Source organism: Acidimicrobiales bacterium (genome assembly GCA_036378675.1).
In the GTDB taxonomy this organism is placed as follows: Bacteria; Actinomycetota; Acidimicrobiia; order Acidimicrobiales; family Palsa-688; genus DASUWA01.
On sequence record DASUWA010000019.1, the window covers coordinates 22,992 to 36,569 of the forward strand.

General features: G+C 67.7%; 13 protein-coding genes. 1 reads left to right on the plus strand and 12 read right to left on the minus strand.

What is annotated here, in order from left to right; translation table 11 throughout:
• Positions 1–57 precede the first annotated feature (57 nt).
• Together VFZ97_07735 and VFZ97_07740 are read right to left on the minus strand one after the other, a co-directional pair.
• Entirely contained in the window at positions 58–996 is a 939-nt protein-coding gene (locus VFZ97_07735) for an LPXTG cell wall anchor domain-containing protein (GenBank protein HEX6393317.1), read from the minus strand.
• A 113-nt stretch (positions 997–1,109) separates the two neighbouring features.
• A complete protein-coding gene (locus VFZ97_07740) occupies positions 1,110–3,626 on the minus strand; it encodes an ATP-dependent Clp protease ATP-binding subunit (GenBank protein HEX6393318.1) in 2,517 nt (838 codons plus the stop codon).
• A 148-nt stretch (positions 3,627–3,774) separates the two neighbouring features.
• On the opposite strand from VFZ97_07740, the gene VFZ97_07745 reads away from it, so the two are divergent.
• Positions 3,775–4,848 (plus strand): polyprenyl synthetase family protein, encoded by a 1,074-nt coding sequence (locus VFZ97_07745; protein ID HEX6393319.1) that lies wholly within the window; start codon positions 3,775–3,777, stop codon positions 4,846–4,848.
• Positions 4,849–4,866: 18 nt separating this feature from the next.
• Here the strand turns inward: VFZ97_07745 and lysS are convergent, their stop codons facing one another.
• The 10 genes from lysS to folP form a co-directional block, all read right to left on the minus strand.
• Positions 4,867–6,321, minus strand: a complete 1,455-nt coding sequence (gene lysS, locus VFZ97_07750; GenBank protein HEX6393320.1) for a lysine--tRNA ligase — start codon at positions 6,319–6,321, stop codon at positions 4,867–4,869.
• The gene (locus tag VFZ97_07755; GenBank protein HEX6393321.1) at positions 6,270–7,061 is read right to left on the minus strand and encodes a type III pantothenate kinase; all 792 of its coding nucleotides are present in this window, start codon (positions 7,059–7,061) and stop codon (positions 6,270–6,272) included. Before VFZ97_07755 ends, lysS begins: the two co-directional genes overlap by 52 nt.
• Positions 7,062–7,065: 4 nt before the next feature.
• Positions 7,066–7,911, minus strand: coding sequence for a carboxylating nicotinate-nucleotide diphosphorylase (gene nadC / locus VFZ97_07760; protein HEX6393322.1), 846 nt, complete (start codon positions 7,909–7,911; stop codon positions 7,066–7,068).
• Positions 7,908–9,503, minus strand: coding sequence for an FAD-binding protein (locus VFZ97_07765; GenBank protein HEX6393323.1), 1,596 nt, complete (start codon positions 9,501–9,503; stop codon positions 7,908–7,910). The genes nadC and VFZ97_07765 overlap by 4 nt, the downstream gene beginning before the upstream one ends.
• Positions 9,500–9,928, minus strand: coding sequence for an aspartate 1-decarboxylase (gene panD, locus VFZ97_07770; protein HEX6393324.1), 429 nt, complete (start codon positions 9,926–9,928; stop codon positions 9,500–9,502). Before panD ends, VFZ97_07765 begins: the two co-directional genes overlap by 4 nt.
• 22 nt (positions 9,929–9,950) lie before the next feature.
• Positions 9,951–10,820, minus strand: a complete 870-nt coding sequence (panC, locus tag VFZ97_07775; GenBank protein HEX6393325.1) for a pantoate--beta-alanine ligase — start codon at positions 10,818–10,820, stop codon at positions 9,951–9,953.
• A gap of 418 nt (positions 10,821–11,238) precedes the next feature.
• Entirely contained in the window at positions 11,239–11,817 is a 579-nt protein-coding gene (gene folK / locus VFZ97_07780) for a 2-amino-4-hydroxy-6-hydroxymethyldihydropteridine diphosphokinase (GenBank protein HEX6393326.1), read from the minus strand.
• A gap of 3 nt (positions 11,818–11,820) precedes the next feature.
• Entirely contained in the window at positions 11,821–12,216 is a 396-nt protein-coding gene (gene folB / locus VFZ97_07785; protein ID HEX6393327.1) for a dihydroneopterin aldolase, read from the minus strand.
• 7 nt (positions 12,217–12,223) lie between these two features.
• Positions 12,224–12,775: a hypothetical protein gene (locus VFZ97_07790; protein ID HEX6393328.1), complete on the minus strand. Its 552-nt coding sequence runs from the start codon at positions 12,773–12,775 to the stop codon at positions 12,224–12,226.
• A complete protein-coding gene (folP, locus tag VFZ97_07795) occupies positions 12,772–13,575 on the minus strand; it encodes a dihydropteroate synthase (GenBank protein ID HEX6393329.1) in 804 nt (267 codons plus the stop codon). Before folP ends, VFZ97_07790 begins: the two co-directional genes overlap by 4 nt.
• Positions 13,576–13,578 lie beyond the last annotated feature (3 nt).

Below are 13,578 nucleotides of genomic sequence, written 5' to 3' on the forward strand. Positions count from 1 at the left end.
GACGCGCAAGGAAGGTGCGCCTTCGTCACGAACTCGCGTTTTTCGAAAACGACAGAGTTACGAAGCGCGCGCCGGATCACGGAACGGCCAGATCCTGCGCCGGCGCACGTGCTTGGCCCGACCCGAGCCCCGCCCCGGACCCCGCTTAGAGCCCCCACCGGAACCCCGACCCGAGCCTCGCCCCGACCCCCCACCCGAACCCCGCTTCGAACCCCGCCCCGAGCGCCGGCGCCGGCGGAAGATCACGAGCGCGCCCAAACCGACGATCACCAGCCCGGCGATGACCGAGAACAACACGATGTTGCCGGTGTTGAGAGTCTCGCTTTCCGCCGAGATTTGGGTGGCCTGACCGAGCGGGGTGGACCAGGTCAGGTCCGAGCGATCACGGCTGGCGGCGTTGTCGGACTGCAACGACCCGGGCATGCGTGCCGTGAAGGCGAAGCCGAATACCTGTCCGGGTTGTCGTCCGGCCGTCTGCAGCAGTGGTGCGGTGGACACTCCGTTGGTGTAGCCGAGGGCCGATTGCAGTCCTTGATCGCCGAAACAGGAAAGGCCGCAGCTGAGATCGATCCGCCCGGACAGGCTGTCGTGGACGTGGAGCAAGCCTCGCTGCGTCGTGAGCGTCAGCTTGAACGGCCGGTTGGAGGCCGGCCCGCTCCCGGCCAGGTCGGCGAACACGCGGGACGCTTCGGACGGACTCGAGTACCCGTGCCGGACCGTCACCGTGGCGCCGCCCCCCGTGACCGTTACCGGCCCGTTGACCACCCAACCTGCGGCGGTCAGGTCGGTGACGCTGAGCTGGCGGGCGAGGCCGGTCTCACCGCCGAGAGCCTGTACCGCTTCGGAGTCGAAGGTCGCGGTTACCGATACCGTCCCGTGCCCGCCGCCCCGGTCCACAACCGACACCCGCGTGTCGACCCGGCATCCTCCCAACACGACGAGGGCTGCGATGAGCAACACCCCCGCGCCGATGACATTTCCCGGCCGGGGCCCCATGACACCGCTTGGCCCCGGCCTCTGGGCGAGCGCGGGGGCCCCAACCCCACGGCGGCCGTACCGGCTGCGGGGGTGACTCAACGAATGTTGCCGGGCGGACCCGGGCAGGACTGTTACTCGCCGCTGCCGGCGCCGGCCATCTCGACCGGCGGAGGCTCGAGGCCTTCCACGGAACGGAACACGATCACCTGCTCGCCCGTCTCCTGGTCGGGTTCGACGTCGACGATGATCGTCTCGCCGGCGCGGAACTCCTTCCACAGGAGCCGCTCCGACAAAGGATCCTCCACCAGCCGCTGCAACGCCCTCCGCAGGGGGCGGGCGCCGAGCGTCGGGTCGTAACCCTTGTCGACCACGTGGTACTTGGCGGCCTGGGTGAGCTCCAGGCTGAGACCCTGGCTCTCCAGCTGGGTGCGGACCCTCCGGATCATCAGGTCGATGATCTCGGTGACCTCGTCGCGGCTCAGCTCGTGGAAGACGATCACGTCGTCGATCCGGTTGAGGAACTCGGGGCGGAAGTGCGTCTTCAGCGCGTCGTTGACCTTCTGCTTCATCTTCTCGTAGGTCACCGACTCCGAGGCCTTGGCAAAACCGACCGACGCCTTGCGCAGATCGGCGGTGCCCAGGTTGGAGGTCATGATGATGACCGTGTTCTTGAAGTCGACCGTGCGACCTTGCGAGTCGGTCAGCCGCCCATCCTCCAGAATCTGAAGCAGCGCGTTGAACACGTCGGGGTGAGCTTTTTCGATCTCGTCGAAGAGGACCACCGAGAAGGGCTTGCGACGAACCGCCTCGGTCAGCTGGCCGCCTTCCTCGTAGCCGACGTAGCCCGGCGGCGAGCCCACCAGCCGGCTGACCGTGTGCTTCTCCATGTACTCGGACATGTCGAGCTGGATGAGGGAGCCCTCGTCGCCGAACAGGAACTCTGCGAGCGTCTTGGCGGTCTCGGTCTTCCCGACACCCGAAGGTCCGAGGAAGATGAACGAACCGCTCGGGCGCTTCGGGTCCTTCAGGCCGGCCCGGGTGCGGCGGATCGCCTGCGACACGGCCTTGATGGCGTCCTGCTGGCCGATGACCCGCTTGTGCAGCTCGTCCTCCATGCGGAGGAGCTTTGCGGTCTCCTCCTCGGTGAGCTTGTACACCGGGATACCGGTCCAGTTGGCGAGAACCTCGGCGATGACCTCTTCGTCGACTACGTCGAACAGGTCCACGCCCTCGGCGCGCCACTCCTGCTCCTTGGCGACCTTGCGCTGGAGGAGGTCCTCCTCCTTCTCACGGAACTTCTTGGCCTGCTCGAAGTTCTGCTTCTCGATCGCGAGCTCTTTGTCCTTGCGCACCTTGGCGATCTCGTCTTCGATCGCCTTGTAGTCCGCGGGAGTTGCCATCCGGCGGATGCGCAGACGGCTGCCGGCCTCGTCGATCAGGTCGATCGCCTTGTCGGGCAGGTAGCGGTCGGCGATGTACCGGTCGGCGAGGTTCGCGGCGGCGACCACCGCCTGATCGGTGATGGTCACCCCGTGGTGCGACTCGTAACGATCGCGCAGACCCTTCAGGATCTCGATCGTGTGGCTGAGCGAAGGCTCCTCGACCTTGATCGGCTGGAAGCGCCGCTCCAGAGCCGCGTCCTTCTCGAGGTGCTTGCGGTACTCGTCGAGAGTCGTCGCACCGATCGTCTGAAGCTCGCCGCGCGCCAGCATGGGCTTGAGGATGGAGGCCGCGTCGATCGCGCCTTCTGCAGCGCCGGCGCCGACGAGGGTGTGGAGCTCGTCGATAAAAAGAATGATGTCGCCGCGGGTCCGGATCTCCTTCAGCACCTTCTTCAGGCGCTCCTCGAAATCGCCGCGGTAACGGCTGCCGGCGACCAATGCACCCAGGTCGAGCGTGTACAGCTGCTTGCCCTTGATGGTCTCGGGCACGTCCCCGGACACGATCTTCTGCGACAAGCCCTCGACGATGGCCGTCTTGCCAACGCCGGGCTCGCCGATGAGGACCGGGTTGTTCTTGGTGCGGCGGGAAAGGACCTGCATGACGCGCTCGATCTCTCGATCGCGGCCGATGACGGGATCGAGTTTGCGTTCGCGTGCAAGCTGGGTGAGGTTGCGTCCGAATTGGTCGAGGACCGGGGACCCGCTCGGCGCTTCTTGTCCTGACGAGGCGCCCGCTCCTGCGGCGGCGCCTTCCTTTCCTCCTGGGGACTGGTAGCCCGAAAGAAGTTGGATGACCTGCTGGCGGACCCTGGAGAGGTCCGCGCCGAGCTGCACGAGCACCTGCGCGGCGACGCCTTCGCCTTCGCGTACAAGCCCGAGGAGCATGTGCTCGGTGCCGATGTAGTTGTGCCCGAGCTGGAGAGCCTCCCGGAGCGACAGCTCGAGGACCTTCTTGGCCCGGGGGGTGAAAGGCGGGGAACCGGTGGTGGAAGATCCGGCGGGGCCGATGGTCTCCTCGACTTTCTCGCGCACCGCCTCCAAACTGATGCCGAGCGACTCGAGTGCCTTCGCTGCTACGCCCTCACCCTCGTGGATGAGGCCCAGCAGGATGTGCTCGGTACCGATGAAATTGTGGTTGAGGAGGCGTGCCTCCTCCTGCGCCAACACCAGGACTCGTCGGGCTCGGTCAGTAAAACGTTCGAACATGCTGGTCCTCCGTAACTCATACTACCCGGGACCCCCCTCATAGGTTCGGCCGCTCGATCGCCCACCTAGAGGTTTGAGCATTTGCTTTTTGGGTTAGCCAGATTCCCGGTTTCCTCATCCCGCTAGGGGTCGCGTACTGTCGGGATGAGTGAACGTCGTGGAAGCACTGCATCTTCCCGGCCTGGAAGACGGCCTCAACCGGGTCGAGAACGCTCTGGCCGGCGCTACCGCGGCGGAAGATCCGTTTTTGTCCGAAGTAGCAGGTCACCTGGTCGCCGCCGGCGGAAAACGGCTCCGCCCCGCGCTGGTCGTGGCCGTCGCCCAGGCCTGCGCAGCCGCGGCCGGCGACCCGGCCGCTCACGGCACCGTCGGCTCCGGCGACGGCGTAGGAATCGGCACGGTGGACGGCATCGGGGGTGTCACCGAGGACGTGATCCAGGGCGCCGTCGCGGTGGAACTGGTCCATCTCGGCTCTCTTTACCACGACGACGTCATGGACGACGCCGAGCACCGCCGGGGAGTCGAGAGCGTCAATGCCCGCTGGGGGAACCTCGTGGCGATCCTCGCCGGCGACTTCCTCCTGGCCCGTGCGTCGGAGATAGCCGCGTCGCTCGGAACGGAGGTGGCCGCCCTGCTCGCCCGCACCATCGGCCAGCTGTGTGAGGGCGAGGTCACCCAGCTCCGGCACGCGTTCGATCCTGGTCGCCCTGAGGATTCGTACCTGGCCTCGATCAGCGGGAAGACGGCTTCGCTGATGGCGACATCCGCCCGGATCGGTGGGCTGGCTTCGAAAGCTCCCCGCCCGTGGGTCGAGGCGGTGACCACGTATGGCCACTGTGTCGGGATGGCCTTCCAGATCTGGGACGACGTCCGGGACGTGGTGTCTTCCGAGGAGGAGCTCGGCAAGCCGTCGGGCCATGACATGGTCGAGGGGACTTACACGCTGCCTGTCCTCAGGGCACTGTCCGTGCCGGGCGTCGGCGACGACCTGCGGGCGCTGCTCGGCGGCCCACTCGACGGCCCGAGCCGGGAAAAAGCGCGCAACCTCGTGCTGTCGACCGACGCGGTCCGGTCCTCCCTCGGCGTCGCCCGCAGGTGGGCGGAAAGGGCGAATTCCTCGTTGGACCCGATGCGCGGCGCGGCGAGCCCCAGGGCAAAGGAGACCCTCGAGATTCTTGGTGGGGTGGGTTTCCGGCTACTAGACGAGTTGGAGCTCGCATAACCGCACAGCCGGTGGGGCCTACTCCTGCTCTGGCCTGAGAGTCGGGAAGGCGATCACGTCTCTGATGGCCTCCGCGCCAGACAGGATCATCACGAGGCGGTCGACGCCGACGCCGAGGCCGCCGGTTGGGGGCAGGCCGTACTCGAGGGCGCGCAGGTAGTCCTCGTCCACCGCCATCGCCTCGTCGTCGCCGGATGCGCGCACCGCGGCCTGAGCTTCGAAGCGAGCCCGCTGCTCGTCGGGGTCGATCAGCTCGGTGAAGGCGTTGCCGAGCTCGCGGCCGGCGACGATCGGCTCGAAGCGCTCCGCGTAACCGGGCTTGCTGCGGTGGTCACGAGCGAGAGGTGAAACCTCCTTCGGGTAGTCCACCACGAAAACAGGTCCCCACAGCTCCGACTCCGTCGTCTTCTCGTAGATCTCGAGCAGCACCTTCCCGGGACCCCAGCCCTCCTGAACCTCGACCCCGGCGACCTCAGACGCGATCCTCCGGAGCTCGCCGAGCGGCGTGTCGAGATCGACCTCGACGCCGGCGTGTTCGGCGATCAGCTCGGTCATGGTCGCGCGGCGCCACGGCGCGGCCAGCTCCAACGGGCGGCCCGCGTAGGTGAGCGACGTGGTTCCCAACAGCTCCTTGGCTACCCCGGACACCATCTCCTCGACGATCGTCATCATATCGGTGTAGTCCGCGTACGCCTGGTAGAGCTCGAGCATCGTGAACTCGGGGTTGTGCCGAGGCGACAGGCCCTCGTTGCGGAAGACGCGCGCGATCTCGAAAACCTTCTCGAAGCCCCCGACCACGAGGCGCTTCAGGTAGAGCTCCGGAGCGATCCGCAGATAGAGATCGATGTCCAACGCGTTGTGGTGGGTCACGAAGGGCCTTGCCAGCGCGCCGCCCGGAATCGGATGGAAGACCGGAGTCTCGACCTCTAGGAACCCGCGGTCCTCCAACCACCTGCGAATCCACGAGATCGTCCGGCTGCGAAGAAGAAGAGTCGCCCGCGAATCCTCGTTCGCCCACAGGTCTGCGTAGCGCTGCCGGTAGCGGATGTCCACGTGGGAGATCCCGCGCCACTTGTCGCCAAAGCTCCTGCGCGCGTGCGCAAGCAGGACCCAGGAGGCGACCTTGATCGACAGCTCGCCACTTTTTGTCTTGACGACCTCGCCGGTCGCCCCGATCCAGTCGCCAAGAGACAGGTGAACGAACCCCGGAAAATCCTCGGTCCATTTGGCGCCCGCAAACAACTGGATCGATCCCGAAGAGTCACGAAGGGTGCCGAAAGCGAGCTTCCCCATCTCCCGCCGCAACATCAGCCTGCCGGCGACGGTCACGACGACCCCCGACTCCGCCGAGGGTTCGAGGTCCCCGAAGCGAGACGCCAGCTCCGCCGTCGTCGCGTCAGGCTCGAACCGGTAAGGGACGGTCATCGCTGGTTGCGCCCGTAGATGATCCGGAGGCCGTCGAGGGTCAGCCATGGATCGTGATGCTCGATCGCCGCCGAATAGGGACCAATTAGGCCGGCGAGCCCACCGGTCGCGACCACCTGGCACGGGCCGAGCTCGTCCTCGAGGCGCCGGCACAGGCCGTCCACCTGGGCCGCGAAGCCGTAGATGACCCCGGACTGGACCGACTCGACGGTGTTCTTGGCCAGGACGCTGCGCGGCTCGATGAGCTCGACCCTCGGGAGAAGGGCGGCCCGCGCGAAGAGCGCCTCCAAGGAGATCTCGATTCCGGGGAGGATCACCCCGCCTAGGTACTCGCCGCGCTCCGACACGACCTCGAACGTTGTCGCGGTGCCGAAGTCGATGACGATCGTCGGCCCTCCGTACCGCTCGAAGGCCGCGACCGCGTCGGCGATGCGGTCTGCACCGACCTCCTTCGGGTTGTCGTAGTGGATCGGCATGCCGGTGCGGACGCCGGGCTCGACGATCACGGTGTTGACCTTGAACCACTTGTCGGCCATCTCGCGCATCGCGGTCCGCAGTCGCGGCACGACCGACGCCACCGCCATCCCGGTAATCACCTCTTCCGGGTCGAGGCCGCGAAGCTGGAACAGCTGGTCGATCAAAAGGGCCAGCTCGTCCGCAGTTCGGTTCGCGACGGTCGCAACCCGCCAGTGGTACATGAGCTCGGGCCCGCTGCCGGCCGGCCCGTCGCCCGGACCGAAGAGCCCGACCACCGTCTGGGTGTTCCCCACGTCGATCGCTACCAGCAAGGCCTTACCGGTCCAGGTCCAAGCCGATGTCGAGCACCGGCGCAGAATGGGTTAGGGCGCCGACCGCGATCAAGTCCGCTCCCGCGGCGACGAACGACTGCACGTTCTCCAGCGTGACTCCTCCCGAAACCTCGATCGGCACGCGACGGTCGACCAGGGCGACGGCGGCGGCCACCTGGGAGGGATCCATGTTGTCGACGAGTATGACGTCGGCGCCGGCGAGCAAGGCGGTCTTCACCTGATCGAGCCTGTCGCATTCGACCTCGACCGGGAGGCCCGGCCAGCGCCGGCGGGACTCCTCGACCGCTTCGTTGACCGAGATGCCGGCGAGGTGGTTGTCCTTCACGAGGATTCCATCGGAGAGCGATGCGCGGTGGTTGACGCCGCCACCGGCCCTCACCGCCGCCTTCTCGAGCGCGCGGAGGCCGGGCGTTGTCTTTCTGGTGTCGCGGATTCGCCCGGTCGAGCCCGCGGCCTCGACGAAGCTTCGCGTCAGCGTCGCCACTCCCGAGAGATGCCCGAGGAAGTTGAGGGCCGTCCGCTCGGCGGTCAGAACCGACTGGAGAGGTCCGTCGACCCGCGCGACTGCGCGGCCTGCTTCGAGGCGGTCACCGTCCGATGCCCACCACTCCGCCTTCACGCCGGGGTCAACCGCGGCGAACGTCTCGATCGCGGCGAGCCGCCCGGCGAGAACTCCGGGGGAGCGCGGCACGATCAGGGCCGAAACAACTGAGCCAGCCGGCAAGAGGCTCGCGGTGACGTCGCCGAACACACCAAGGTCCTCCGCGAGCGCACGCGCAACGGCCTCCCTGACGGCGGTCGCCGGCGGGTCGAGCCAGGTCGGGGTCACTGAAGAAACCTATGGGAAAAAGCTTCGGACGTCGCCGGGAAATCGCTCCTGCGATGACCGCCACGCGATTCCTCACGGGCGGACGCCGCACAGACGAGAGCGCGCGCAACTACCAGCAGATTCTCGAGCTCGCCCGGCGGAACACCGGTGGTCGCGATATCGCTTACGACCGCGCCGGCCGCTTCGAGCGATGCGGCGTCGCGAACCACGCCCGCGCCGGCGGACATCGCGCGTTGAAGCCGCTCGCGAGACTTGGTCACGTCGACGGTTTCGTCCGGCACGACACGAATGGCGGGAATGTTGTTGACCAGCTTGTATAGCGGAATGACGCCGGGGTCCGTGCGGCCGGGTGTGAGCAGTGGCTGAAGGGCGCCTGTCGCGCTGGGTCGGTCTTTGTCCGAAAGAATCGCCTCGACAACGCGTGCGCCGAACACCATCCCCTCCAGGAGCGAGTTCGACGCCAGGCGGTTGGCGCCTTGAACGCCGGTGCACGCGACCTCGCCGGCGGCCCACAGTCCCGGCAGGGTCGTGGCACCGTCGAGATCGGTGAGCACCCCGCCGCACATGTAATGAGCGGCGGGCGCCACCGGCAACCAGTCTCGGGGCGGGTCGAGGCCCATCTCGCGTGCCGAAGCGGCAAGAGTCGGGAAGCGGCGCTCGAAGTCCTCGACGGGGCTGACGTCGAGCCACACGTGCTCGCCGCCCGACTCGCGGATGCGCGCAGCGACCGCCGCAGCCACAACGTCGCGTGGCTGCAACTCGTCGACGAACCGTTTGCCGGCGCTGTCGCGCAACACCGCGCCCTCGCCGCGTAGCGCTTCGCTCATCAACGGCCGGGGGCCGGCGGTGCGGCCGTGAAGCGCGGTCGGGTGGAACTGGACGAACTCCACATCGGCGATCGGGACTCCGGCCCGCATCGCCATCGCCAGCCCATCGCCGGTCGACTGCACAGGGTTGGTCGTTACCGAGAACAGCTGCCCCGCGCCGCCGCTGGCCAGGAGAACGTTCGAGGCCCGCAGCTCGACCCGCCTGCCGTCCGGACCGGTTGCGACGATCCCCTTGCACCGCCCGCCTTCGACGATGAGGTCATGAGCGAAGTAACCCTCCCACAGCCTGGTGGCGGTGGATCGGGCGGCTTCAACGAGGGTGCGCTCGACTTCGGCTCCCGTCGCCGCACCGCCGGCGTGCACCACACGCGCAGCCGAGTGGCCCCCTTCACGGGAGAGTGTCCAGACCCCTGACTCGTTCCTGTCGAACTGAGCGCCGAGAGCGGCCAGCTCGCGGACTCTCGCCGGACCCTCCGCGACGAGGATCTCCACCGCGCCGCGATCGCACAACCCGGCACCAGCCTTGAAAGTGTCCTCGGCATGAAGCGCGAACGAGTCGCCCGGATGCTGGACGTCGGCTTCGTTGCGGTGCAGGACCGCCGCCACACCCCCTTGCGCCCACTGCGTCGCCGAATCCGAAAGCGCGCCTTTCGAAACGACGCCGACTCTGAGTCCGGTGTCAGCCGCTTCAGCTGCCCTCGCAGTCGCGGAAAGGCCGGCGACGCCACTGCCGACGACGAGAAGGTCGACGGCGTGCTCGCTCAATGACGAGTCGCGTGCAGCGGTTGCAACGGTTGCCGCGGTCGCAGCGGTTGTAGCGCCGCTGCGGCCCGGGCGGCCTCTTCGGGGGGGATCACGTTGTTCCATTGGTCTACGTGGACCACGGTAGGCGAGTGTCCCTCCAATTCAGCCTGTTCGTAGTCGGCGTAGGTGATCACGATCACCTTGTCGCCCACGTGAACAAGCCGGGCGGCGGCTCCGTTCAGGCACACCTGACCGGGCTGGCCGGTGATGGCGTAGGTTTCGAAACGGGCACCGTTGTCGATGTCGAGCACCGCGACCTGCTCGTGTTCGAGGATGTCGGCGGCGGCCATCAGCTCGGGGTCGAGGCTGATCGAGCCGATGTAGTTGAGGTCGGCCTCGGTCACGGTGGCCCGGTGGATCTTGGACTTCAGCATGCGGCGGCGCACGATGGTGGTCTCCTGTCGGGTTCTACGCGGCCGCCGAAGGCGGCGTTGCGGGGACGTTGTCGATCAGGCGGGCCCGGCCGATTCGGGCTGCCATAAGCAGGCGGACTTCGCCGGTGATCCTCGCCGGACGCTCCAACGTCTCCGGGTCGGCGACTGCCGCGTAGTCAAGTTGAAAAAGGGGCTGGCGTTGGAGTGATTCCGCCATCGACTTCTCGACCAGGTCGGGGTCGTCGAGTCCGTCGCCTTCGACTGCTCGTTTTCCGGCGAGTAGCGCGTAGAAGAGGTGAGGTGCCGCTTCGCGTTCAGCGGCGCTGAGGTAGGCGTTCCGGCTCGACAGGGCGAGCCCGTCGGTTTCGCGCACGGTGGGGCAAGCGACGATATCGACGGGGAGAGACAGGTCGGTGACCATGCGGCGCACCACGACCAGCTGCTGGAAGTCTTTCTCGCCGAAGTAGGCGAAGCACGACCCGGTCAGGGAGAACAGCTTCGCCACGATCGTCGTGACACCGTTGAAATGCCCCGGGCGGGACGCTCCCTCGAGCCCTTCGGTGAATCCCTCGACCGTGACCGTCGTCGCCGGCGGTTCCGGCCACATCTCCTCGACGCTCGGCGCGAAGACGAGCGCGGCGCCGGCCTCCTCGGCCAGCTCGCAGTCACGCTGGATGTCGCGCGGGTAGGCGGCGAGATCCTCGCCGGCGCCGAACTGGAGCGGGTTCACGTAGTCGGTGACCCCGACGACGTCGCATTCCGCGGCGGCCCGGCGGATCAGGGACATATGGCCGGCGTGCAGGGCGCCCATGGTCGGCACCAAGCCGACCTGCTGCCCCTTGCCGCGGCACGCATCCAGACGGGTGCGCCAGTCGGCGGCCTTCTCTATGAGCTCGAGGGTCAATCTCTCCTCACTGACGTTCCGGCCCCGTACCAACGGGTGCCGTTCGTGTTTTGACTAGATCCTAGCTGGTCGGGGCGGTAGGGGCGCAGCGCCGGCGGTGGTTGGGTGTGGCGGCGGCGGAGGCGCCGGCGGCGGTTGGGCTCTCTTGTCTCTTGTTCGTCTCGTTCGCGGCCGGCGATTTTTTCGGTACATCTCGCATCTGGGGGACGAGTGGAACCTCAACCTTCAAATTTGCACCGCAAAACCAGAATGTCCCACAGAAAGTGCGACCCGGGAGGCGGTAGGCCGAGCGGTAAACAAGGGGCCTGGGCGTGACTATCGCGTTTGGGTGTGAAAACAAGCAGCTGAGCGCGCATATCCACTCCCGAACTGCAAGGCCACCCTCCGCACGCGTGCCTTCTTGCGCAAAGAGCGTGAGCTAGAGGTTCCCCGCCGGCCGGACGCCCCTGGCGAGGTCGGATGTCAGCCGCCCGATGATCAGCTCCGGCGCGAGGTCGCCAAGGGGCACCAGCACAAACCCTCGCTCCCACATCCTGGGGTGCGGTACGACAAGGTCGGGCTCGTCGACGACTTCGTCTCCGACCAGGAGCACATCGACGTCGAGCGTGCGCGGGCCCCACCTCTCCAGGCGCACCCGGTGCGCAGCTGCTTCGGCCGCCTGGGCGGCGACGAGGAGCTCACGCGGTGTGAATCTGGTGGCCAGCTCAACCACGCAGTTGAGGTAGGCGCCTTGGCCGGGAGGCCCACCGATCGGGTCGGTCTCGTAGAGCGGCGAGACGGCAGCGACGTCTGGGAGCCGTTTCACTCCGCCGGCGAGGTAGGCGCGCCGGTCGCCCAGGTTCGATCCGAGGCCGAGGAACGCGCGGGCGACGGGACGGGGCGCGCGACGGTCCTGGAGGGCGCTCTCTGCGGTCGGCGGAGACGGCGCGTCGCCCGAGGGAGGGTGCGGACGGCGAGAGGAGGGCGCTGGTGGCTCAGGGCGGCGTGGGTTCGGCACGGGTCACCGGCCCGGCTGCGCCGGCGGACGACCCGGCTGCGCCGAGCGGCGCACGGTCACTCCGGCCGAAGCCAGATCGACGGGCACGGGCGGCCGCAGCTTGCGGACAGTGACCGTCACCCCCGAAGCGAGTGGCGCCCCCGCGTCCAGGGCGGCGCCGGCGATCCGTTCGGCGAGGTTCTCGAGAAGGTCGGAATGGGTTCCGCCGACGACGCCGGCGACTGCTTCCGCAACCGCGCCGTAATCGATCGTGTCCCCAAGCGCGTCAGACCGGCCGGCGTTGGACAGGTCCACGTCGAGGTCGAGGTCGACCTCGAAAGGCTGGGATCTGTCCCGTTCCTCCGGCAGGACTCCGTGGGTGCCGAGAATCCTCAAACCGCGCAGCTCGATGCGGTCCAAGCGGGTCCTAGCTCCCGAGCGGCTGGGCCGCCTGGCCCGGGCCAGGTAGGTCCTGCCCCGGCCCGGGAAGGTTGGGGACCGAGGCGACGAGCTCACGACCGGGCGGTCCCATCTGCCGTCCGATTATCCGCTCGACCACGGCGATCGCCTGTGGACCGCTCGGGACCATCCCCGACCATCTCAGGTACCCGGCGACCACTCCCATGAGCCGGTCGCCCAGCTCTTCCTGGTGGATCAGGATGCGCTCTCCCGCCCCGAGCCACTCCCTGACCCTGGTGTACAGCTCGGCCAGCACCACGTTCGGATCGTCGTGCGGGCCCAGGGGCACGTGTGACCAGGTGACGCCCAACTCGTCGTAGGCATGAAGGTTGTGCGGTGAAGGCAACAACGACACCACCCTCGTGAAGCCCTCCCCCCTCAGCCACAGGATCTCCTCCTGCCTGCGGACCCGCCGGTGGTTTCGCGCGTAGCCGCCGGGCCGCTCACTGATGGCGAGGCGTCCCTTGATGATCCAAGCGAAGAACCGCGGCTGGATCCCCTTGGCCCACTTTCCTTTCATCTGCCGATACCAGCCAGGTGTCCGGATCCAGAAGCCCCCGCCAGCCGGGCGGCCTGGACGACCGGGCGAACGTCGTGAACCCGCACCACGTCGACGCCGCGTGTCATCGCCCACACCGTCGTCGCCACAGACGCCTCCACCCGATCGGTCGGGAGTGCCGGCGTCCCGTCGCTCGCAGGGGCGACCGTCCCCAGGAAAGACTTGCGGCTCGTGCCGACGAGCACCGGCCATCCTGACGCCACGAACCGGTCGATGTTGCGCAGAAGCAGGAGGTTGTGGAGTCCGGTCTTGCCGAAGCCGATGCCCGGATCGATCCAGACCCGTTCGACACCACCGGCTCGTGCCTTTTCGGCTTTCGCCAGGAGGTACTCGAGCACCTCGGAAACTACGTCGTCGTAGACCGCGTGCTGTTGCATGACCGAAGGGTCGGCTGGCATGTGCATGGCGACCCAGCCGGCGCCGGTCTCGGCGGCAACCTCCCAGAGGGAAGCCGAAACGTCGTTGACGATCGAAGCCCCAGCCCCGACGGCCGCTTGGGCGACCGCCGCCTTGCGGGTGTCGATCGACACGGTCACCTCGCCGGCGAGTGCCTCCACCACCGGGAGGACCCGCCGCAGCTCCTCTTCGACCGCAACCGGCTGCGCCCCGGGGCGGGTCGACTCGCCTCCGACATCGACGATGTCGGCTCCCTCGGCTACGAGTTGCAGTCCATGGGAGATGGCCGCCGCCGGATCCAGCCATTTCCCGCCGTCGGAAAAAGAATCGGGGGTGACGTTGAGCACCCCCATCACCGCGGTCACGTC

What these genes read in the sequence shown, in the direction of transcription:
- VFZ97_07735 (HEX6393317.1), bottom strand. Translation starts at nt 996, where the DNA reads ATGGGGCCCCGGCCGGGAAATGTCATCGGCGCGGGGGTGTTGCTCATC.
- VFZ97_07740 (HEX6393318.1), bottom strand. Translation starts at nt 3,626, where the DNA reads ATGTTCGAACGTTTTACTGACCGAGCCCGACGAGTCCTGGTGTTGGCG.
- lysS (HEX6393320.1), bottom strand. Translation starts at nt 6,321, where the DNA reads ATGGCTGACCCTCGACGGCCTCCGGATCATCTACGGGCGCAACCAGCG.
- VFZ97_07790 (HEX6393328.1), bottom strand. Translation starts at nt 12,775, where the DNA reads ATGAAAGGAAAGTGGGCCAAGGGGATCCAGCCGCGGTTCTTCGCTTGG.